Origin of the sequence: Microbacterium sp. VKM Ac-2923, assembly GCF_022815605.1 — a bacterium.
Classification (GTDB): domain Bacteria; phylum Actinomycetota; class Actinomycetes; order Actinomycetales; family Microbacteriaceae; genus Microbacterium.
The window spans coordinates 208338-228488 of the sequence record NZ_JALGRP010000004.1; the positions used below are offsets into that span (position 1 = coordinate 208338).

Sequence of the window (20151 nt, forward strand, 5' to 3'; positions counted from 1 at the left end):
GTCTCAGTCTACTTTTCCGGTGTCGGGGTGGCTCGAGGCAGGAAGGGAGGCGCCGTGGCGTTCGGTGAGCTGGTCGACGGCGGCGGCGAGAGTCGGATCCTCGCCACGGGCGAGTCCCGCGTACTCGACGAGGACGCCGTCACCCTTCGGCGTCGCCTTGACCCACATCCGCCGGCGCGGGACGAACAGCGCGGCGAGCAGGCCGAGCAGCGCGAGCAGCGCGAACGCGAGCACCCAGGGTCCGGCGAGATCGCGATGGATCGACAGCGAGGCGAAGCGCTTGACGGAGCCGTCGTAGCCGGAGGCACCCGCCGGCGCCTCGTTCTCGAACGTGATGGTGCCCAGGCCGTTGGGCAGATCCTGCGTATCGCCCGGCATGAGCTGCAGCGCGGGCGTGCCGCTGTCACCGCCGGCGATCTGGGTCATGCCCGACGGGTCGAGCGTGTACACCGAGCGCGGTGTGCCGTCGTCGATACCCAGGTCGCCCTCGTACACGCGGAGCGTGAGCACGGGGTACTCGAGGGCACCGTACGTCGAGGTCAGCGCCCCCGAGGACAGCACGTCCATCGTCGGGTAGAAGAAGCCGAGGAGGCCCAGCTGTTGCGGCAGACCGTCGGCGACCTTGATGACGCCGAGCGAGGTCATGTTGGCATCCTGCGGAAGGAATGCCACCGAGTCGTGGAACACCTCCTCGCCCTGAGCGTCGCGGATCGTGACGGTCGGTGCGTACCCGTTTCCCAGGAGGTAGACGCGGTCTCCCTCGACATCGAGCGGGTGGTTCACTCGCACGTCACCGTCTTGCGCCTCACCGCCGGGCGCCTGGGTCGTCAGGTGCGCCACGAAGTCACCCGCCTGACCCGAGCCCGGCTGCCCGGGCGGCACGTACGACACGTCGAACTTATCCAGCGTCAGGGAGTACGGCGTGAGGGTGTCACCGCTGACGAAGCGACCGGGGTTGAACGAGGAGTAGTCGAGCAGGCTGTTGGCGAAGGCCTGACCTTCGACCAGTACGCGCTGTCCGGTGTACGTGAACCCGCCGCCGAGGCCGACGGCGACGAGCACGCCCACGAGTGCGGCGTGGAAGACCAGGTTGCCCGTCTCACGCAGGTACCCGCGCTCGGCAGAGACCGAGAAGGTGCCGCGACCGTCGTACCGGGCCACGCGGTAGCCGCTCTTGCGCAGCTGAGCGGCGGCGGTGTCGACGGCGGCGGATGCCGTGGCATCCGGATCCCCATCGACCGCGATCGTGCGGCTGCGGTGATCGTCGAGGCGCGAGAGGCGCGCGGGCGTCCGCGGCGGCTGCGACTTGAGCGCCTTCCAGTGGTGCTTGGTGCGCGGCAGCACGCAGCCGATCAGCGAGATGAACAGCAGCAGGTAGATGGCCGAGAACCACGGCGAGGTGTAGACGTCGAACAGGCTCAGGTTGTCGAGCACCGGTGCGAGGTCGGGGTTGTCGGTGAAGTACTGGGTGACGCCATTGGGGTCGGCCGTGCGCTGCGGGACCAGTGACCCCGGAACCGCCGCGATCGCGAGCAGCAGCAACAGCACGAGGGCCGTGCGCATGCTGGTCAGTTGGCGCCAGCCCCAGCGTGCCCACCCCACGGCACCCAGGCGCGGCTGCGTGATCTCCGGCTCGTCCGAGTCGGCGTGGTCAGACGGACGCAGAACGCCGTCGGTGGGTTCTTTCACGGTGCTTCCTCGATCAGAGCGGGAGCTGGACATTGCCGATCACTCCCTGCAGGGTCGACATCCACTGGCCCCAGGCGCCCGTCACCATGAGCAGGCCGAGCACGATGAGAAGGGCTCCACCGATGAGGTTGACCGTCCGGATGTGCCGCCGGACGAACGCCACCGAGCGCGTCGCCCACCCGAAACCGAGGGCGAGCAGGATGAACGGGATGCCGAGACCCAGCGAGTACGCCAGCCCCAGCAGCGCGGCGCGGCCGGGGTCGCCCAGGTTGTACGACACCGACAGGATCGCGGCCAGCGTCGGGCCGATGCACGGCGTCCACCCCACCCCGAGGGCGATGCCCAGCAGAGGGGCGCCGATGAGACCGAGGTTGCCGCGTGTTTGCAACCGCACCGACCGCTGGGCCACGCCGAAGAGGCCGATGAAGACGAAGCCGAGCACGATGATCACGACGCCCATCACGCGCGTGATGACGTCGGCGTAGCGAAGGAAGAACAGCCCCACCGTGCCGCCCAGCACGTTCGCGACCATGAACACCAGGGTGAATCCGGCGATGAACAGCAGTGTCCCCCCGAGCAGCCGTCCCCGGCCGGCGGAGGATGCCGACGCACCCCGCGGCGAGACGGCACCGCCGATGAACCCCAGGTAACCCGGCACAAGAGGCAGCACGCACGGCGAGAGGAACGAGATGAGGCCCGCCGCCAGAGCGACGGGCAGGGCGAGCCACAGCGCCCCATCGAAGACCAGGGCGCCCGGGTTCACGCGGGCTCCGCGACGAGCGTGCGCACCATGGACTCGAGGATCGAGGCCTCGGGGAGCTCGCCGATGACGCGGGCGGCGACGCGGCCCTGCTTGTCGAGGACGAGCGTCGTCGGCGTCGCATTGATGGGGGTCTTGTCGGCGAAGGCCAGTTTGAGTTCGCCGTCGTTGACAGCCATGGCGCTCGAGTACGACACCCCGTGATCGCGGGCGAACGACAACGCGGTGGCGGGCTGGTCGTAGGTATTGATGCCGAGGAAGGCCACGTCCTGGCCCTGGAAGCTCTGGTACGCCTGCTCGAGGCGCGGGGCCTCGATGATGCACGGGCCGCACGTCGCGTACCAAAAGTTCACGACGAGCACCTTGCCGGCGTAGTCGGCGCTCGACACCGGCGATCCGTTGTCAAGGCTGCCCGAGAACTCCACGGCCTCGCCGCGGTCGGACTCGGGGATCTCCTGCCATTGCAGACCGTTGGCGGCGATGTAGCCCTTGTTGTCGCCCGCCCGGTACTGCTCGGCGAGCGGGTCGGCGGTGCAGGCCGCCAAGCCCACGACGAGGGCCGCGGCGGCGGCCATCGCTCCGGCGGCGGTGAGGATTCGGCGCATCACACGGCTCCTACGTCGACGGCTCCGGCGGTGGATGCCGGCTCGGCGTACGCCACCTCGACCCAGCGCGTCGAGCCGTCGGCGCCGTCTCGCCGTTCGAAACTCGTCACGCTCGACAGCGCACACCGGCGCTTGCGGGGGTCGTGGCGGGTGGGTTGGTGGGAGAGGGCGAGGTGGGTCACCCAGATCGGAAGCTGGTGCGAGACGACGACGACGTCGCCCGAGGGAACCCGCTCCCAGGCGTCGGCCATGGCATCCGTCATCCGGGCGACGACGCGTTCGTACGGCTCGCCCCAGCTGGGTACCGCGGGACGGCTGAGGTGACGCCAGTTCAGGGGGTTCGCCAGCGCGCGCTTCATGCGCCGCCCCTCGAAGACGTTCGTCGGCTCGATCACGCGATCGTCGATGTACGGCTGGATGCCGAAGAACTCTGTGAAGGGCTCCGACGACTCACGCGTGCGCTGCAGGGGCGAGACGACGAGAGCGCTGATGGGCCGGTGAAGACCCCGCACGTACTCGGCTGCCTGGAGCGCCATCCGCCGACCCGCGACGCTGAGACCGAACCCGGGGAGCCGCCCGTAAAGCACGCGACGGGGGTTGTGAACCTCTCCGTGGCGCACGAGATGGAGGCGATCGGCGGTCACGACCCGAGTCTAGGCGCGGGTTCTGTGGTCTGACTGAGCAAGGGCGCCGGTTGCTTCGACGTGGAGATATCCCGGACGATCAGGCGTCTTTGCGGGCCGCGAGCAACGAGCGGACGCGGGTGTAGAGGAACAGTGCCACGCCGATGCCCACCGCCACGATCACGACGTACTGCAGGATCGAGGCGTACTCCTCGACGATGTGCCAGTTCTCGCCCAGCAGGTAGCCCGACAGCACGAAGATCGTGTTCCAGATGAGGCTGCCGGCCCCCGTGAGCAGACCGAAGCGCCACAGGGACATCTTCGACACTCCCGCGGGGATCGAGATGAGGCTCCGGAAGATCGGGATCATGCGACCGAAGAACACCGCCTTGCCCCCGTGCCGCTCGAACCACGCCACGGTCCGGTCGACGTCCTCGGGGTGCAGGAGGGGCATCTTGGCGGCGAAGGTGCGCAGGCGCGCCGCCCCCAGCCAGCGGCCGAGGCCGTACAGCATGAACGCGCCGACGATCGATCCGATCGTCGTCCACAGCAGCGCCTCGAAGAGCGTGAACGACCCGCGACTGGCGGTCAGCCCCGCCATCGGCAGCACGACCTCGCTCGGCAGCGGCGGGAAGAGGTTCTCGAGCGCGATGGCGACGCCGGCCCCGACCGGGCCGATGATCTCCATGAGCGAGACGGTCCAGTCGGCCAGAGAGGTCAGCCACGACTGCTCCTCCCCGGAGCCGGAGCTCGACCGTAGGGGGGACGCAGAGAGGGTGGTGTCGGTCATCGGGTGCCTTCGCGCTCGGTGATCGGCCGCCCGACCGGGCGCCCGTTTCAGGCTAGGACCCCCCGGTGCACGGTTCCTGAGGGTTGCCCCCGAGCGAGGGGATGCCGCACCACCCGCACCCGCGTCCCGTTGCGGCGGGACGGGCGCACGTAGGATGGTCGATCGTGAGCGAACGAGTCCTGGTCAACCAGCTGAAGTCCCTTCCCGCCGGCGCCGTCGAGGTGTCGGGGTGGGTCGAAACCGTCCGCGATCAGAAGAAGGTGCAGTTCGTCGTCCTTCGTGACGAGACCGGTGCCGTGCAGCTGGTGAACCCTGCGACGCGTCCGTCCGCCCCTTCGGCGGACTCGGGGACCGAGGTGGATCAGGATGCCGCCGCGCTCGCGCTGACCGAGACGATCGGCGCCCTCGCCACCGGTACCTTCCTGACCGTCCGCGGCGAGCTCAAGCACGACGAGCGCGTCAAGCTCGGCGGGGTCGAGATCAAGGTCGGCGAGCTCGTGATCGCGGCCGCGGCGAACCCCGAGACCCCGATCGCTGCGGACAGCAGCCCCGACAAGCGCATGGACTGGCGCTTCATCGACCTGCGTCAGCGCCGTAACAACCTCATCTTCCGCGTGCAGACCACGCTCGAGCACGCGATGCGCACCTACTGGGTCGAGCGCGACTACATCGAGGTGCACTCCCCCAAGCTCATGGCGTCCCCCTCCGAATCCAACGCCGAGTTGTTCGAAGTGCCGTACTTCGAAGACAAGACGGCCTATCTCGCGCAGAGCCCCCAGTTCTTCAAGCAGATGGCCCAGGTCGCCGGCTTCGGCAAGATCTTCGAGATCGCCCCCGCCTTCCGCGCCGACCCCTCCTTCACCAGCCGTCACGCGACCGAGTTCACCTCGATCGACGCGGAGATCAGCTGGATCGACTCGCACGAAGACGTCGCCCGCATGCAGGAGGAGCTGCTCCACACCGCGTTCCAGGCCGTCGCCGACAAGCACGGCGCCGAGATCCAGGAGCTGTTCGGCGTCGAGGTGCAGGTCCCCTCGGTGCCCTTCCCGCGCGTCCCGCTTGCCGAGGCGCGCGAGATCGTCGCCGCACGCGGCTACGACATCCCCCGCACCGACGGCGACCTCGACCCCGAGGGCGAGCGCCAGATCGCCGCGCACGTGGCCGAGACGTTCGGCCACCAGTTCGTTTTCATCACCGACTACCACCCCGAGATCCGCGCTTTCTACCACATGCGCGATGAGGAGACCGGGCTGACCAAGTCGTACGACCTGCTCTTCAACGGCGTCGAGATCACCACCGGCGCCCAGCGCGAGCACCGCGTCGACGTGCTGATCGAGCAGGCGAAAGAGAAGGGTCTCGATCCCGAGCACCTCGATTTCTACCTCGACTTCTTCCGGTTCGGCGCCCCGCCGCACGGCGGGTTCGGCATGGGCCTGGCCCGCGTGCTGATGCTTCTTCTGGGCGAGTCGTCGATCCGCGAGGTTACGTACCTGTTCCGCGGCCCGACGCGACTGGCGCCGTAAGTCCCGAGCCGTCGACGTCCGTCCGATTTCCGCGCGGCGTCGACCTCGAAGATTCGAACGAGCGACGCCCGGGGTTCACTCCCCGGGCGTCGGCGTGTCACGGGCGCTGTTCAATGTGGGCACATGGTCGCCGTCACGCCCGTGGATTCGTCGGCGTTCGCGCGCGCACCGCGGCCACGGGGATGGTCGATCATCTTTCGCGGGGTGAGCCGTGACCGTGCGGGCGTGAGCATTCTCCGCGACGTCGACCTCGACATCTGCGCGGGCACGATCGTGGCGGTCGTCGGGCCGTCGGGCTGCGGCGCCTCGACGCTGCTGAGACTGGCCACGGGCGCCGAGCACTGCGACGCCGGGACGGTCACGGTCGACGGGCACACGGGCGCCGCAGCCCCCCGGGTCCCCGCGGTCCTCGACCGTAGTCCGGCCCTACGCTTCGGTCGCGCCCTCGCGTCCATCACGACGGCGGCTCGCCATGCCGGGGTCGTCGCACCCGAGGCCGAGGCGGAACGCCTGTGCGCGCTGGTGGGCCTGCGGGCGGGGGATGCGCCCGTGTCCCGGCTCGCGCTGGGGGATCGTCAACGCTGGGCGTTGGCGAAGGCGCTGGCAGCGCGCCCTCGGGCACTCGTGCTCGACGATGCCCTCGCGGCATTGCACACCACCGCTCGCGCTCAGACCCGCGACCGCGTCGTCCGCGAACTCCGCGAGCGCGGCGTGACGACGCTGTGGGCGACGCGCGACACGGCGGAGGCAGCCGCCGTCGCGGATGAGCTCGTCGTCTTGGACGGCGGACGCATCGTCGCCACCGGCAGCCCCGCCGACGTGTACAGACGCCTGGGCGATACCGCCGTTGCGGAAGTGCTCGGCCCGGTCAGCGCCGTACCCGGGATCGTCGAGGGTGCGGTCGTCGAGGTGTGGGGCCAGCGTCTCGCCCTGGCCGTCGCGGCGCACGATGGGCACTGCGAGGTGGTCCTGCGCCCCGAGGACGTCGTCCTCGTCAGCGGTGACACGACCGGGGTGGATGCCATCGTCGAGGAGACCACGTTCCTCGGGAGCGTCCGCCGCTCGACCGTTGTCACCGCTGACGGCAGCCGTGTCGTGATCGAACATCCCGCCGAGCACCGCCTCGACGTCGACACTCGCGCGCGCATCGCCCTCGCGCCGGTGCCGGTGAACGTGCGACCCCGGGACTGACGACGCAAGAACGTTCGCACCGCGGGTCGCGGCGCGCTCAGCTCAGAACGGGTAGTCGACGCAGGAGCGCTCGGAGACGACGGAGCGGACGAACGCCGCGACCTCCTGGTGAGCCGGGTGCACCTGATACCGCTCCAGCGAGGCGGCGTCCGCGAACTCGCTCACGAGCGCGATATCCCAGTTCGACTGCGGATTGACGACGTTGCGTCCCACCTCGATGTGGTCGATCTCGGTGACGACCTCGCGGAGAGCAAGGAGTCTGTCTGCGACCTGTTCGGCGTGCAGTGCCCGTGTGTCGGCGTCATCGGCCGCGAGCTTCCAGAGGACGATGTGACGGATGCTCACGAGGAGGCTCCTTCGGAATCGGCCGCGATGAGTGCGGCTCGCAGGCGGTCGGCGGAGACGCGCCAGTGCGCGTGCAGCTCGCCGTCGATGAGCACGACCGGGATCTTCTCCCACCAGACCGCGTGGAGCGCCGCATCGTCGGAGATCGAGGCCTGCTCGATCTCGACGCGCTCTGCGACGTCTATCGGCAGATCGGCGACAACCGTCTCGACGATCTGCTCGGCTACATCGCACAGATGACAGCCGGACTTGCCGATCAGCGTGAGGGTCGTCACGCCTCCATCCTAGGAGGAGCGGGGCGCCTCAGGCTTCGACGCCGTACCCCGCCGCGACCCATTCACCCGTTCCACCCTCCACATTGGTCACGTCGTGACCGCGTGCGGCGAGCGCTTCGGCGACCCGCGCCGATCGACCACCGACCTGGCAGATCACATCGAACGGCTCGCCCGGCAGCTCGTCGAGGTGCTCACCGAGGGTCGACACCGGCAGGTTCACCGCACCGGGCACGTGGCCGGCAGCGAACTCGTGCTCCTCGCGCACATCGATCAGGGGACGCTCGCGTCCCGCGTGCAGGTCGTGGACCGTGATGGACTGCATGCTTCTCTCCCGGGGGCGAGGCGACGGTCGGATGCCGTGGCGCCTCGAAGACGGACGACGGATACACGAAGCGCCCGTCGCAACGGACAGGCGCTCGGTGTAGTGGCCGCTTACTTCTTGTTGCGGCGCTGGTGACGAGTCTTGCGAAGCAGCTTGCGGTGCTTCTTCTTCGCCATGCGCTTACGGCGCTTCTTGATGACAGAACCCACGGAAAACCTCACTAAGTCGGGGTCTGGGTGCCGATGTCGGCCCCCGGGAACAGCAGGCGATGGAAAAAAAGCCTCGGATCAGTCTAGCCGACGTCGGACACCGGTCGCTGCACGACCTCGGCGACCGCCGATTCGGGCACGCGATAGCTGCGTCCGAAGCGCACGGCGGGCAGCTCGCCCGAGTGCACGAGGCGATAGACGGTCATCTTCGACACGCGCATGAGCTCGGCGACCTCGGCGACCGTCAGGAACCGCACGTCCGGCAGCTCGGCCATCGTTCACCCCTCGATCCGGGTGGACTCACCCTCTGATGCTGACCACACTCTAGGGTCTGGCCGTGACGGCTGTAAACCGGTGGGCCGCGTGTGACGGACGTGCATTCCGGATGCCGCACTCACCGGCATCCGACGGTCCCCGCGGGGATCTCAGCGCCCGGGGAATTTCCGCAGGGCGGTCGAGAAGGAGTGCTTGACGGACGCGGCGGCCCGACCTACCACCTCGGCGGCATGCACGGCTGATTCGGGCAGAGCGGGCTCGTTCTCCTCATCGACGGAGAAGAACGGCACGAGCCAGTCATCCACCTCGTCGAGCGGCGCCACCGCGAGGCTGTAGTACCGGTGCTGACCCTCTTCGCGCACCGACACCAGCTCCGCCTCGCGCAGCACTTTGAGGTGCTTGGAGACCGTGGGCTGACTGACGCCCAGGGCCGCCACGATCTGCGACACGCTGGTGCCGCGCTCACCACCGGTGACCCGGTCCAGGAGCAGCTGAAGGATGTCGCGACGCGTTCCGTCAGCGATCACGTCGAAGATGTCCGCCATGGCATCAGATTAGCCAAGCCCTGGCCCGAGTACCATGATTCGGGTCCGAGCACCGAAGGGAGCAGCGCATGGCGGCGACGCCGAACGAGGTGCGACTGCCGGTGCGACTACGTCGCATCGCCTTCACGGCATGGGATCGTCTGCGCAATCTGACGACTGCTTCACCTGCGCGTTTCGCGGTGCTGGTGTTCGTGACGCTCATCCTGCTGTTCACCGGACTCTTCTCCCTGCCGGCCGCGGCGGCCGACGGACGGGTGACGCCCTTGGCCGACGCCCTGTTCACGGCGGTGTCGACCATCTGCGTGACCGGACTGTCGACGGTCGACATGTACGCGCATTGGTCGCCGCTCGGTCACGCGATCACCTACATCGGCGTGAACGTCGGTGCCCTGGGGGTGCTGACGCTGGCTTCGATCCTGGGCCTGGTCATCTCCAAGCGTCTGGGGCTGCGCGCCAAACTCATCGCCGCGGGAGACAGCAACCCGCTTCGAGCCCACGGCGGGCCGGTCAACGAGGGCCAGACGGTGCGCCTCGGCGAAGTCGGTCAGCTCCTTCGCACGGTAGCGCTGTCGACGCTGGTCATCGAGGCGGTCCTCACCGTCTTGATCTACCCCGCGCTCCTGATCGGCGGCATCGATCCCCTCGTCGCGCTCTGGGAGGCGCCGTACTACGCGGCCATGGCCTTCACCAACACCGGCTTCATCCCCAACGCCGACGGGCTCACGCCCTTCGCCCAGGACTACTACCTGCTGACGGTGCTGATGATGGGCGTGTTCCTCGGCTCGATCGGCTTCCCCGTCATCTTCACCCTGTGGCGGCACCACTGGCGCTTCCGGCTATGGTCGCTGCACACCAAGCTCACCCTCATCACCACGGTCGTCCTGTTCGTGCTCGGTGCCGGTTTCATCCTGCTTCTGGAATACGACAACCCCCTCACATTCGGCAGCATGGATGCGTGGGACACGACGTTCCAGGCGTTCTTCCTCTCGGCCATGACGCGTTCGGGCGGATTCAGCGTGATCGACATCGGGGACCTGAACGGTGCCACCCTGATCGTCGGATCCATGCTGATGTTCGTCGGCGGGGGCTCGGCATCCACCGCCGGCGGCATCAAGGTCACCACCCTCGCGGTGCTCGCCCTCGCGGTCTTCTCCGAGGCGAAGGGTCGACCGTCGGTGCAGGCCTTCGGACGGCGGATCCCGAGCGACGTGCAGCGCGTCGCACTCTCGGTCGTGGCGTGGGGAGCGACGATCGTCGCCATCTCGACGGTGACGATCAGCCGCATCACCGACGCTCCGATCGAGCACGTCCTTTTCGACGTCATCTCGGGCTTCGCCACGGTGGGATTGTCGACCGGTCTCACCGCTGAGCTCCCCGACCCCGCCGTCTACGTCATGGCGGCCACGATGTTCATGGGGCGCATTGGTACTGTGACACTCGCCGCGGCGGTCGCCGCGTCGTCTCGCTCGCAGCTCTACGCGCTGCCCGTGGAAAGGCCGATCGTTGGTTGAACGGATTCGCAGCGACGCGCCCGTCCTGGTGATCGGCCTCGGCCGATTCGGCGCCGCATGCGCGGGAGAACTCGACCGACTCGACCGCGAGGTGCTCGCGGTCGACGGCAGCCTGGAACTCGTGCAGAAGTGGTCGGAGCGCGTCACCCACGCCGTCCAGGCCGATGCCCGCAACATCGACGCCCTCCGGCAGATCGGCGCACAGGATTTCCAGGTAGCGGTCGTGGCCGTGGGATCGCTCATCGAGGCGTCGGTGCTCATCACCGCCAACCTCGTCGACCTGAAGGTGCCGCAGATCTGGGCGAAGGCTGTTTCGCAGTCGCACGGCAAGATCCTCGCCCGTGTGGGCGCGAACCACGTCATCTACCCCGAGGCCGAAGCCGGTGAGCGCGTCGCCCACCTCGTCAGCGGGCGCATGCTCGACTTCATCCGCTTCGACGACGACTTCGTCCTCGCCAAGATGTATCCGCCGAAGCTCGTGCGCGGTGTGGGCCTGAACGAGTCGGGCGTGCGTTCGAAGTACAACGTGACCGTCGTGGGCGTGAAGAGCCCCGGCCGGCCGTTCCGCTACGCCGAGGCGAACACCGTCGTGACCAATCACGACCTCATCATCGTCTCGGGCACGAACTCCGACATCGAACGGTTCGCCGGTCTCGACCGCTGAAGCCCGGGCGGCCCCGCTCCGTGGATCCGGAGCCGCGCGGCGAAGGAACGACGCCGTGTTCGCGAGGCGCCGTCAGGCGTCGATATCGAGGATGACGTCGACATGGTCGTCGACGGCGAGTGCCTCTGCGTCTTGGAGGGCCTTCTTGACGGGCACGATGTAGCCGCCGTCCTTCGGCCAGAGCGCCGTGGTCACGGTCGTCGCACCGATCGTGACGGATGCCGGGATCATGCCCCAGCCGTACGTCACGACGGGCGAGATCTCGGCGATCACCGCCGCCTCGGTCGGTGGCACGGTGACGAAATGGAACGGCGCGGGACCGCGCCAGAACCAGACCGGGCCCGAGAACCGCAGTCGCATGCTCAGGCTCCCGCGGCCAGCTCTTTCGCGCGGGCGAGGGCGGCCTCGGCGGCGGCGGTGAAGGTGTCGTCGAGGTGGGCGTCGTGCAGGACGGCGATCGCGCGCTCGGTGGTGCCCTTCGGGCTCGTGACCCGCCGACGGAGCTCGGCGGGGTCGACGTCGGAGGCGGCCAGCAGGCTCGTCGCCCCGATGAACGTCTGTTCGGCGAGCAGTCGCGCCTGGTCGTCGTCGAAGCCCATTCGGACGGCCGCTTTGGTGAACTCCTCGACCAGGAGGAAGACGTACGCCGGGCCCGACCCCGAGATGGTCGAGAGTGCGTCGATCTGCGCCTCGGGCACCTCGACGACCGCACCCACCGTCTCGAACAGCGCGCGAACGACGGCGACGTCGTCGTCTGATGCCGCGGGACCCGCCGCCAGACCCGTGACGCCCTGACCCATGAGCGAAGGGGTGTTCGGCATCGAGCGCAGCGTCGCCGTGTCGTCGCCGAGGTGACGGGCGAAGGTCGCCAGGGTGACCCCGGCGGCGAGGCTCACCACGACCGCGCCGGGTCGCAGGTGCGGCGCGATCTCGGTGAGCAGGTCGGGCACCATGACCGGCTTCACGCCGACGAGCACGATGTGGGCCGACGCCACGGCGTCGGTGTTCGCGGAGGGCTGGGTCTCGAGCGCGACGCTCGTGACGCCCTCGAGCTCCGCGAGCTCCGCGGCTTTCGCGGTCGACCGGTTGGTCGCGATGACGCCGCCACCGGTGAGCCCCGCGGCGACCAGACCGCGGAGGATCGCGCCCCCCATCGACCCCGCTCCAAGAATCGCGATCGGGGGCAGTGAGGTCGTGGCATCCGTCATGTCGACAGTCTATGAATCACCCCCGACATCGGGCAGCGGGATGTCAACGCCGCGCGTCGGCGGGACCGCGGCATCCACCCGTCTCGCGCACCCGGGAGCAGCGCCGGCGACGGCTCCAGCCGGAGCAACCTGAGTGCGGCTGCACGGGCCGCGCGTTAGAGTCGGAACCGGTGTACGGGAGCACCGTTGAGCGACACGGAGGACCTGCCATGACACTCTTCGACGGCATCACCGCGCGTCTCGTCGAGACGGACCGGACGAGTGTCAACGTCCTCGAGCGCGTCGGCGATGATCTGGCCACACCGGCCGAGCGGACGGTCGTGTTCGTGCACGGCAACGTCTCGTCGTCCCTGTTCTGGCAGGAGATCATGCAGGACCTGCCGAGCGAGCTGCGCGTTCTCGCCGTCGACCTGCGCGGTTTCGGCCGCTCGGAGCACACCCCCGTCGACGCCACCCGCGGCGTCCGCGACTTCAGCGACGATCTGTTCGCGACGCTGCGGGCCCGAGGCATCGCCGAGGCGCACCTGGTCGGCTGGTCGCTGGGAGGCGGCGTCGTGCTGCAGTACGCCCTCGACCACCCGGTGCGGTCGCTGACCCTGCAGTCGCCGGTCTCGCCCTACGGCTTCGGGGGAACCCGCCGCGACGGCTCACGACTCACCGACGACGACGCCGGCACCGGCGCGGGCGCCGCCAACGACGACTTCGTCCAGCGGCTCATCGATCACGACACCACGGCCGACGCCCCGACCTCCCCCCGCTCGGTCTTCCGCTCGGGCTACGTCGCCGCGGGGTACTCCAGCGAGTACGAGGACGTGTGGGTCGAGTCCATGCTGTCGACGTCGACGGCCGGCGGCAATTACCCCGGCGACGCTGTTCCCACCGCCACCTGGCCCGGGTTCGCGCCCGGGACGACGGGCGTGCTGAACACCCTCGCCCCCAAGTACTTCGATGTGTCGGGAATCGTCGATCTGGCGATCAAGCCCCCGATCCTCTGGATCCACGGCACGGCCGACGTCATCATCTCCGACACGTCGTTCTCAGACCTGAACCACCTGGGCTCGCTGGGCGTCGTCCCCGGCTGGCCGGGCGCCGATGTCGCCCCGGCCCAGCCCATGGTGTCTCAGACGCGCGACGTCCTGTCGGCGTACGCGGCCGGCGGCGGCGAGGTGACGGAACTGTCGGTCGACGGCGCCGGCCACTCCGTGCACCTGGAGCGCCCCGCGCAGTTCCGCCAGGCCCTGCTGACGCACATCGGCTACGTCGGGCGCCCCGCCGACCCCGCCCCGCCGACCGAGGCGATCATCCTGCGCTCCGCCGACTGACTCCCACCCGCCGTGCCGACCATGGCGACCACCCCGCGTTCCGTCGGCTGACGCGCGCCCGCCGCTCTCCCCCGGAGGCCCCCGTGGAATACTGCCTGTTCACCGAGCCCCAGCAGGGCTCCTCATACGACGACCAGCTCGCCTTCGCACGATCCGCCGAGGAGCACGGCCTCGACGGGTTCTTCCGCTCCGACCACTATCTGCGGATGGGCGAAGGCGACCCCCGACCCGGACCGACCGACGCCTGGACCACGCTCGCGGGGCTCGCCCGGGAGACATCGCGCATCCGCCTCGGCACCCTCGTGTCGTCGGTGACCTACCGCGTACCCGCGATCCTCGCCATCCAGGTCGCCCAGGTCGATGCGATGTCGGGCGGCCGGGCCGAACTCGGCCTCGGCACCGGCTGGTTCGAGCGCGAACACCTCGCGTACGGCATCCCGTTCCCCGCCAAACGGTTCGACCTGCTCGAGGAGCTGCAGATCGTGACGGGCCTGTGGTCGACCCCGGATGCCGAGACCTACTCGTTCCACGGTCAGCACTACCGCCTCGACGAGGCCCCTGCGCTACCCCAACCCGTACAGTCGACGGTCCCCGTGATCGTCGGAGGAGCAGGCCCCCGGCGCACCCCCGCCCTCGCCGCGCGATACGCCGCGGAATTCAACATCGGCTTCGTCACCGAAGACGTCGTGGCCGAGAAGTTCGCTGTCGTCCGGGCCGCGTGCGAGGCCATCGATCGTGATCCCGCGACACTGAAGCTCTCCGTCGCCCTGCCGACCATCGTCGGCTCGGACGACGCCGAGATCCACCGCCGCGCCGCCGCGATCGGTCAGTCGCGCGCGGAGTTCGACAACGGAGCGAACATCGTCGGCACGCCGGAACAGGTCGCCGAGAAGGTGGAGAGTCTGCGGGCTCTGGGGGTCGAGCGCGTCTACTTCCAGCTCCTGGACCTCCGCGACCTCGATCACGCCGACCAGATCGGCGCCGAGGTCCTCCCGTTGTTGCCACGCTGACGGCCCTGCACCGGCCCGGTCGATTCCGGGGGCGCGTCTCATCGGAGGTCGCCGAAGAACGCCCTCAGCTGAGCGACGGCCCGCTGCTCCTCCACGCCGCCGACGACCTCGACGCGGTGCGGCAGTCGACGGTCGCGCAGGACGTCGTACATCGACCCCGCGGCTCCCGCCTTGGCATCCCACGATCCGAACACCACTCGAGGGACGCGCGCCTGCAGGATGGCACCGGCGCACATCACGCACGGCTCCAGCGTCACGACGAGGGTGCAGTCCGCGAGATGCCACGAGTCGATCCGGGATGCCGCCTCACGCAGCGCCACCACCTCGGCGTGCGCCGTGGGATCGTTGGTGATCTCGCGGAGGTTGCGGCCCTCGCCGATGATCTGACCGGCCTGATCGATGACGACGGCGCCCACGGGGACATCGCCGCCGTCCGCGGCCTCTGCGGCAAGCGCCAAGGCCCGGTGCATTGCATCGAGGTCGCGGGGGGTGGGCATCACGGGGGCTCCGGAAATTCGCGACGGGGTCGCAGGGGGAAGCGGTTAGCCTTGAGCCTATGCGTGTCCACGTCGCCGACCACCCCCTCATCACTCACAAGCTGACGGTGCTGCGCGACGTGCAGACGTCGTCGCCGGTGTTCCGTCAGCTCACAGAGGAGCTCGTGACGCTGCTCGCGTACGAGGCCACCCGCAACGTGCGCGTCGAGCCGGTCGAGATCCAGACGCCCGTGACCACCACCGAGGGCGTCAAGATCAGCGAACCGCGCCCGATCGTCGTGCCCATCCTGCGCGCGGGGCTCGGCATGCTCGAGGGCATGGTGAAGCTTCTCCCCACGGCCGAGGTCGGCTTCCTCGGCATGGTGCGCGACGAGGAGACGTTCGAACCCACGACCTACGCCGAGCGCCTACCCGACGACCTGAGCGACCGTCAGTGCTTCGTCCTCGACCCGATGCTCGCCACCGGCGGCTCGCTCGGCGCGGCCATCAACTTCCTCTTCGCGCGCGGTGCGCAGGACGTCACGGCGATCTGTCTGCTGGGCGCTCCCGAGGGCGTCGCGGCAATCGAGAAGCAGGTCGAGGGCCACGACGTCACCCTCGTCCTGGGCGCCGTCGATGAGCGCCTCAACGAGAAGGGCTACATCGTGCCCGGTCTCGGCGATGCGGGCGACCGCCTCTACGGAACTGCGTAACACTCGTCCGCTCCCGCAGGCGGCAGCCGCTTCGGGGCCGTCGACCGCGGATACGCGGAGCGCCACGGCGCGATGAAGGCCACACGCTTGGCTACACGCGCCACGCGCCAAGGCGCTACACGCCAAGGCGCTACGCGCCGTGGCCACGCGCCACGCGCACGAAGACCGCCCCACCGCCCGCGCGGCACCGCGCAACACCCCGTCGCGCGGCGGGCAGGCGGCGACTCGACGCCGCCCGGCCCTCAGGCATGGCGCGCTGCGGGGGCGGTTCTACCGGGCGACCTCGCTCTCGCGCTCGCCCGCTCCCACCAGGCGCGCGAAGGCACTCAACCGCGCGACACCCTCGGGAGTGCGCGGAAGATCGTCGAGCAGCGCCGGCGAGTACACGACGTACGCGGCCTGCATCGCGCGAGAGATCGCGACGTTGATGCGGTTGCGCAGCAAGAGGAACTCCAGACCGCGCGGAGCCTCGCGACCCGATGACGCCGCCAACGTGAGGATGGCGACGACGGCCTCTTTACCCTGGAACCGGTCGACGGTGCCGACCGGGACGTCGGCGAACCCGGCGACGGCGAGGGCCCCTTCCACGGCCACCTGCTGTGCGTTGTACGGCGTGATGACGATGATGTCCTCGGCCCGAAGGGCGCGGGGCTGCTGAACGACGGCGCTGTCGCCCGCGCCGCCCTCGGCACCGGTCCACTCGCGACCCACCAGCCGAGCGACCAGGTGCGCGACCTCCTCCGCCTCCTCGACGGAGCAGGTGGAGTTGCCCCGGTGTCGCACCGGGACGACGTGCACCCCAGGCTCGACGCCGTCGAGTCGGCGAAGGGCGGTCGATGGGTGTGCAGCGAGACGCCCCTCGTACGACAACTGCGAAACGGGCCCCGCCACTGCGGGATGCATTCGGCGCGTGCGGGCGAGGAAGTACCCGAGCTCGGGGGGAACCACCTCGGCGCCGTCGATGATCCACCCGAGCGCCGAGGTGTCGACCGGTTCGGGATGGGTACCCTGGCTCACCTGGGGCAGCTGCTGCGGGTCGCCGAGCAACAGCAGCCGCTGGGCCGCCAGCGAGACGGCGATGGTGGAAGCGAGCGAGAACTGCCCTGCCTCATCGATGACGAGGAGGTCGAGGCTGCCGCGCGGGATGCGCGCCTCGTGGCTGAAATCCCAAGCCGTCCCGCCCACGACGAACCCCTGTGCGGCGTTCTCGGCGGTGAAGGCGGCGACGCCGTTCTTGGGCAGGACGGTGAACGTGTGAGGCGTGCTTGGGTCTTTCGGAGCCTTCCCGACCCGCGATGCCGGCACCCCGGCCGCGATCACTTGGTCGAGCATGTGCTCGATCGTCGCGTGCGACTGCGCCACCACGCCGACACGGAACCCGCGCTCGGCCACGAGCCGGGCGATGACGTGCGAACCGACGTACGTCTTGCCGGTTCCCGGAGGTCCTTGCACCGCCAGATAGCTGTGATCGAGGTCGGCGACGCTGCGGGCGATGGCGGTGATTTCGTCGTCACCACCGACCGAGTCGTCACCGTCAGCCCCGGGCCCTGCGGCAGAGGCCGGGGCAGCGCCCGGCTCGCCGGCACGGGGCTCGGCGGCACGGGGCTCGGCAGCGCGGGGCTCGGCGGCACGGGGATCCTCAGCGCCCGGCTCGGCGGCCGAGGGCTCGGCGGCCGAGGGCTCGGTCAGGCCGGGCACGAAAGTGCGCGGCGGGGTTCCTCCCGAGAGCGCGGTGACGGGAGCGAAACCTCCCGAACGCGTACGCGGAGGCACGCGACGAAGGATGTCGGCCGCGGGGCCGGCCGGAATGGTCGGCGCGGCGATCAGCACCGCGTCGGCCCAGGCGTCGATCGCCTTCTGCTGATTACCGGCGCGCGGGGGCGCGGGGGGCGTGAGCGCGAGCGGCAGTTCGTCCCAGGTGACGCCGTCGGCCGCGATCTCCTCGACCACCGCACCGTCATCGAGCACCTCGCGCACGGTCACCCGGCGAGCGCCATGAATCCAGCGCGGACGGACCTCGATGGGGAAGGGCGCCGGCAGGTCGTAGACGGCGAAGGGCTCGGCATCCGCGGTGAGACGGGTGCCCGGCGCGAGCTCACCACGGAGCTCCACCACGCGACGTTCGGAACCTCGACCGGACTCGGCGATGTGCCAGTCCGTCGTCACCCGCGAGCGGGCAGGGTCCACGACCATGACATCGCGCGTCTCCTCCCAGACCGACACGGGCTCCCGCAGCCGGAGGAAGTGCGTGGCCCAGTAGGTCTTCTCTTCGCGCGGGTAGTAGTCGATCGCGGCCGCGGCGAGGCGCAGGGCGGTGGCCTCGGGGCTGTCGGTGCCGGATTTATCGGTAACGGGTTCGTCGGAACCGGACTCCGCAGCCTCCGCCGCCCACCGTTGCAGTGCCGTCGCCCGGGGAGACGGCTCATACGCCTTCTCGTCGGGTTCTGCGCCGCGCGCGGGAACGGCGCCCGATTCGCGCGCACGCTCGACCAGCCAGTCGCGGAGCCGCCGCGTCGACACGCAGTCGTAGCGGTTGTAGTCGGCGAGGTCGTCGAGGACCTTCTGTGCGGCACCGGCGTCACCGTCAGCGGCGAGCGCACGCGCCTCGACGTACTTGACGATCGAGTCGTCGCCGCGCTGCACGTCGCTCGTGCGCACCTCGTCACCCATGTACAACGGCTCGAGTTTCTTGATCGAATAGGACCGCGAGCCCACGCGCAACGCCCGCCGCACGACCGGGTACAGGTCGACGAAGACGCCGTCGCGCAGCAGCCGGTCGACGTCGGCTTCTCGTATGCCGTAGCGCGCAGCCATCGTGAGCAGGTGCGTGGGCTCGTAGGGGGCGTAGTGGTAGATGTGCATGTCGGGATGCTGCTGACGGCGTAGCGCGACCATGTCGAGGAACCGTTCGAGAGCGAGGTGCTCCTCGTCGAAGGTGTGAGCCCAGATGGAGCCGTAGACCTCGCGCGAGTCGACCCAGCCGAAGAGGTAGTCGATCCCCCAGTGCTCGCCGACGCCCTCGGTGTAGAGCGGGTCACCCTCGAAGTCGAAGAAGAGGTCTCCGTGGTCGGGCCGAGGCAGGACGCCGAGCGACGCCGGAGCCACGACCTCGAAGGTGGGCACCGCGTGGGCCGGCGCATCGTCGGCGGGCACGCCGGCGGGGCTGTCGAGCTGGAGCCGCGCCTGGGTGCGCAGCGAGGCGAACGTGTCGCCGCTCATCGCCGCGGGTGCACGGTCGGCCTGAGCGAGAGCGTCGATCGTCTCGATGCCGTCCGACCTCAATCGGTCGCGCTGCACCGGCCGCATACCGGCGACGAGCAGCAGGTCGCGATGGGCGACGACTTCGAGTTCGCAGGTGGCGCAGCGCCCGCAGGCGACGACGTCGAGGTCGCCACGTGCGTCGCCCCAGCCGATGACGGGTCCCGCAGCTCCGAGGGCGACCTGACGATCGACGATGAGGGCCCGGAGCCGCTCGCGGCGCAGACCGAAGACGGGGAGGAGATCGTCGACGTGGTGAGTGCTCGTCGAACCGTCGCCGAGGAGCAACTGCACCTCTGCGGAACGGGGTATCCGGAGGCGATCGAGCTGGTCGACGTAGGCGGCGAGTTGCATGAGCGCGGTGACGCGAGCGCGACGGGCGAGTTTGGTGTCCTGCACGATCCACCGACGCGTTCCATCGGCCCGCACCTCGGGTTCGCGCACGAGGAAGTCGGCGAAGCCGACGAACTCGTCGGTGGCGAAAGCGGCCTGGTAGACCACCTCGACCGACGGGTCGACGAGGGCCGCGTCGGTGAGGCGCGCCGCCTCGGCGAGCGCGTCGGCATCGGACGAACGGGCGGCGGGTATCTCGCGCACCGCCGCGCCGAGACGCCGGCGATACTCGTCGAGGACGCGCAGTTCGTGCGCGGTACCCAGCCGGGCGGCACGCTCCAAGGTCGCGTCTTCAGGATCTTCGACGGCGGCGATGCGCCCGATCTTCGCGTCGATGGCGCGCAGCCACGCGAATTCGCACTCGGCCGCTGCCTTGAGGTCGCTGGCGCTCCAGACGATGCGCGCGTCGCGCTCGATGTACCGCATGTCTCCCACGCTAACGG

The 20151-nt window shown here is 69.6% G+C and carries 22 protein-coding genes; 7 read left to right on the forward strand and 15 right to left on the reverse strand.

Going from position 1 to position 20151, the window contains the following annotated elements; translation table 11 throughout:
- Positions 1-3 precede the first annotated feature (3 nt).
- The 5 genes from MT347_RS08820 to MT347_RS08840 all read right to left on the reverse strand — a co-directional run bounded on the left by MT347_RS08820 (position 4) and on the right by MT347_RS08840 (position 4467).
- Entirely contained in the window at positions 4-1722 is a 1719-nt protein-coding gene (locus MT347_RS08820; RefSeq protein WP_243500192.1) for a cytochrome c biogenesis protein ResB, read from the reverse strand.
- Positions 1703-2452, reverse strand: coding sequence for a cytochrome c biogenesis CcdA family protein (locus tag MT347_RS08825; protein ID WP_243500194.1), 750 nt, complete (start codon positions 2450-2452; stop codon positions 1703-1705). Before MT347_RS08825 ends, MT347_RS08820 begins: the two co-directional genes overlap by 20 nt.
- The gene (locus tag MT347_RS08830) at positions 2449-3054 is read right to left on the reverse strand and encodes a TlpA disulfide reductase family protein (RefSeq protein ID WP_243500196.1); all 606 of its coding nucleotides are present in this window, start codon (positions 3052-3054) and stop codon (positions 2449-2451) included. Before MT347_RS08830 ends, MT347_RS08825 begins: the two co-directional genes overlap by 4 nt.
- Positions 3054-3698: a histidine phosphatase family protein gene (locus MT347_RS08835; protein ID WP_243500198.1), complete on the reverse strand. Its 645-nt coding sequence runs from the start codon at positions 3696-3698 to the stop codon at positions 3054-3056. Before MT347_RS08835 ends, MT347_RS08830 begins: the two co-directional genes overlap by 1 nt.
- 79 nt (positions 3699-3777) lie before the next feature.
- A complete protein-coding gene (locus tag MT347_RS08840) occupies positions 3778-4467 on the reverse strand; it encodes a DedA family protein (RefSeq protein ID WP_243500200.1) in 690 nt (229 codons plus the stop codon).
- Between the two features lie 164 nt (positions 4468-4631).
- Here MT347_RS08840 and aspS point away from each other — a divergent pair, with 164 nt between their 5' ends.
- Entirely contained in the window at positions 4632-5990 is a 1359-nt protein-coding gene (gene aspS / locus MT347_RS08845) for an aspartate--tRNA(Asn) ligase (RefSeq protein ID WP_243500202.1), read from the forward strand.
- Between the two features lie 225 nt (positions 5991-6215).
- Complete coding sequence (locus MT347_RS08850; RefSeq protein ID WP_243500204.1) at positions 6216-7181, forward strand: ABC transporter ATP-binding protein; 966 nt, start codon at positions 6216-6218, stop codon at positions 7179-7181.
- A gap of 42 nt (positions 7182-7223) precedes the next feature.
- Here the strand turns inward: MT347_RS08850 and MT347_RS08855 are convergent, their stop codons facing one another.
- From MT347_RS08855 to MT347_RS08880, 6 genes are all read right to left on the reverse strand, one after another.
- Positions 7224-7526 (reverse strand): Dabb family protein, encoded by a 303-nt coding sequence (locus MT347_RS08855; RefSeq protein WP_243500206.1) that lies wholly within the window; start codon positions 7524-7526, stop codon positions 7224-7226.
- Positions 7523-7801 (reverse strand): glutaredoxin family protein, encoded by a 279-nt coding sequence (locus MT347_RS08860; RefSeq protein ID WP_243500208.1) that lies wholly within the window; start codon positions 7799-7801, stop codon positions 7523-7525. Before MT347_RS08860 ends, MT347_RS08855 begins: the two co-directional genes overlap by 4 nt.
- A gap of 28 nt (positions 7802-7829) precedes the next feature.
- Positions 7830-8123 carry a rhodanese-like domain-containing protein gene (locus MT347_RS08865; protein ID WP_243500210.1) on the reverse strand — a complete coding sequence of 98 codons (294 nt, stop codon included), beginning with the start codon at positions 8121-8123 and terminating at the stop codon, positions 7830-7832.
- A 110-nt stretch (positions 8124-8233) separates the two neighbouring features.
- Positions 8234-8332 (reverse strand): 30S ribosomal protein bS22, encoded by a 99-nt coding sequence (locus MT347_RS08870; protein ID WP_003792170.1) that lies wholly within the window; start codon positions 8330-8332, stop codon positions 8234-8236.
- A gap of 83 nt (positions 8333-8415) precedes the next feature.
- Positions 8416-8607: a helix-turn-helix domain-containing protein gene (locus tag MT347_RS08875; protein ID WP_243500212.1), complete on the reverse strand. Its 192-nt coding sequence runs from the start codon at positions 8605-8607 to the stop codon at positions 8416-8418.
- Between the two features lie 150 nt (positions 8608-8757).
- Positions 8758-9153: a helix-turn-helix transcriptional regulator gene (locus MT347_RS08880; protein ID WP_243500214.1), complete on the reverse strand. Its 396-nt coding sequence runs from the start codon at positions 9151-9153 to the stop codon at positions 8758-8760.
- 68 nt (positions 9154-9221) lie between these two features.
- Between MT347_RS08880 and MT347_RS08885 the strand changes: the two genes are divergently transcribed.
- Positions 9222-10664 carry a TrkH family potassium uptake protein gene (locus tag MT347_RS08885; RefSeq protein ID WP_243500216.1) on the forward strand — a complete coding sequence of 481 codons (1443 nt, stop codon included), beginning with the start codon at positions 9222-9224 and terminating at the stop codon, positions 10662-10664.
- Positions 10657-11328, forward strand: coding sequence for a TrkA family potassium uptake protein (locus tag MT347_RS08890; protein WP_243500218.1), 672 nt, complete (start codon positions 10657-10659; stop codon positions 11326-11328). The genes MT347_RS08885 and MT347_RS08890 overlap by 8 nt, the downstream gene beginning before the upstream one ends.
- 72 nt (positions 11329-11400) lie before the next feature.
- Here the strand turns inward: MT347_RS08890 and MT347_RS08895 are convergent, their stop codons facing one another.
- Together MT347_RS08895 and proC are read right to left on the reverse strand one after the other, a co-directional pair.
- Complete coding sequence (locus MT347_RS08895; RefSeq protein ID WP_243500220.1) at positions 11401-11688, reverse strand: DUF1905 domain-containing protein; 288 nt, start codon at positions 11686-11688, stop codon at positions 11401-11403.
- A 2-nt stretch (positions 11689-11690) separates the two neighbouring features.
- Positions 11691-12536, reverse strand: coding sequence for a pyrroline-5-carboxylate reductase (gene proC / locus MT347_RS08900; protein ID WP_243500223.1), 846 nt, complete (start codon positions 12534-12536; stop codon positions 11691-11693).
- 209 nt (positions 12537-12745) lie between these two features.
- Between proC and MT347_RS08905 the strand changes: the two genes are divergently transcribed.
- Together MT347_RS08905 and MT347_RS08910 are read left to right on the forward strand one after the other, a co-directional pair.
- Positions 12746-13858, forward strand: coding sequence for an alpha/beta fold hydrolase (locus MT347_RS08905; RefSeq protein WP_243500225.1), 1113 nt, complete (start codon positions 12746-12748; stop codon positions 13856-13858).
- An 83-nt stretch (positions 13859-13941) separates the two neighbouring features.
- Entirely contained in the window at positions 13942-14868 is a 927-nt protein-coding gene (locus MT347_RS08910; RefSeq protein WP_243500227.1) for an LLM class F420-dependent oxidoreductase, read from the forward strand.
- Between the two features lie 38 nt (positions 14869-14906).
- Here MT347_RS08910 and tadA read toward each other — a convergent pair whose 3' ends face one another.
- The gene (gene tadA / locus MT347_RS08915; RefSeq protein WP_374206522.1) at positions 14907-15365 is read right to left on the reverse strand and encodes a tRNA adenosine(34) deaminase TadA; all 459 of its coding nucleotides are present in this window, start codon (positions 15363-15365) and stop codon (positions 14907-14909) included.
- A 59-nt stretch (positions 15366-15424) separates the two neighbouring features.
- Between tadA and upp the strand changes: the two genes are divergently transcribed.
- Positions 15425-16057, forward strand: coding sequence for a uracil phosphoribosyltransferase (gene upp, locus MT347_RS08920; RefSeq protein ID WP_243500230.1), 633 nt, complete (start codon positions 15425-15427; stop codon positions 16055-16057).
- A gap of 270 nt (positions 16058-16327) precedes the next feature.
- Here the strand turns inward: upp and MT347_RS08925 are convergent, their stop codons facing one another.
- The gene (locus tag MT347_RS08925; protein ID WP_243500232.1) at positions 16328-20134 is read right to left on the reverse strand and encodes a bifunctional RecB family nuclease/DEAD/DEAH box helicase; all 3807 of its coding nucleotides are present in this window, start codon (positions 20132-20134) and stop codon (positions 16328-16330) included.
- Positions 20135-20151: the final 17 nt, after the last annotated feature.

What these genes read in the sequence shown, in the direction of transcription:
- MT347_RS08820 (WP_243500192.1), bottom strand. Translation starts at nt 1,722, where the DNA reads ATGTCCAGCTCCCGCTCTGATCGAGGAAGCACCGTGAAAGAACCCACC.
- upp (WP_243500230.1), top strand. Translation starts at nt 15,425, where the DNA reads ATGCGTGTCCACGTCGCCGACCACCCCCTCATCACTCACAAGCTGACG.
- MT347_RS08885 (WP_243500216.1), top strand. Translation starts at nt 9,222, where the DNA reads ATGGCGGCGACGCCGAACGAGGTGCGACTGCCGGTGCGACTACGTCGC.
- tadA (WP_374206522.1), bottom strand. Translation starts at nt 15,365, where the DNA reads ATGCCCACCCCCCGCGACCTCGATGCAATGCACCGGGCCTTGGCGCTT.
- MT347_RS08865 (WP_243500210.1), bottom strand. Translation starts at nt 8,123, where the DNA reads ATGCAGTCCATCACGGTCCACGACCTGCACGCGGGACGCGAGCGTCCC.
- proC (WP_243500223.1), bottom strand. Translation starts at nt 12,536, where the DNA reads ATGACGGATGCCACGACCTCACTGCCCCCGATCGCGATTCTTGGAGCG.
- MT347_RS08895 (WP_243500220.1), bottom strand. Translation starts at nt 11,688, where the DNA reads ATGCGACTGCGGTTCTCGGGCCCGGTCTGGTTCTGGCGCGGTCCCGCG.
- MT347_RS08880 (WP_243500214.1), bottom strand. Translation starts at nt 9,153, where the DNA reads ATGGCGGACATCTTCGACGTGATCGCTGACGGAACGCGTCGCGACATC.
- MT347_RS08830 (WP_243500196.1), bottom strand. Translation starts at nt 3,054, where the DNA reads ATGCGCCGAATCCTCACCGCCGCCGGAGCGATGGCCGCCGCCGCGGCC.
- MT347_RS08925 (WP_243500232.1), bottom strand. Translation starts at nt 20,134, where the DNA reads ATGCGGTACATCGAGCGCGACGCGCGCATCGTCTGGAGCGCCAGCGAC.
- MT347_RS08875 (WP_243500212.1), bottom strand. Translation starts at nt 8,607, where the DNA reads ATGGCCGAGCTGCCGGACGTGCGGTTCCTGACGGTCGCCGAGGTCGCC.
- MT347_RS08840 (WP_243500200.1), bottom strand. Translation starts at nt 4,467, where the DNA reads ATGACCGACACCACCCTCTCTGCGTCCCCCCTACGGTCGAGCTCCGGC.
- MT347_RS08905 (WP_243500225.1), top strand. Translation starts at nt 12,746, where the DNA reads ATGACACTCTTCGACGGCATCACCGCGCGTCTCGTCGAGACGGACCGG.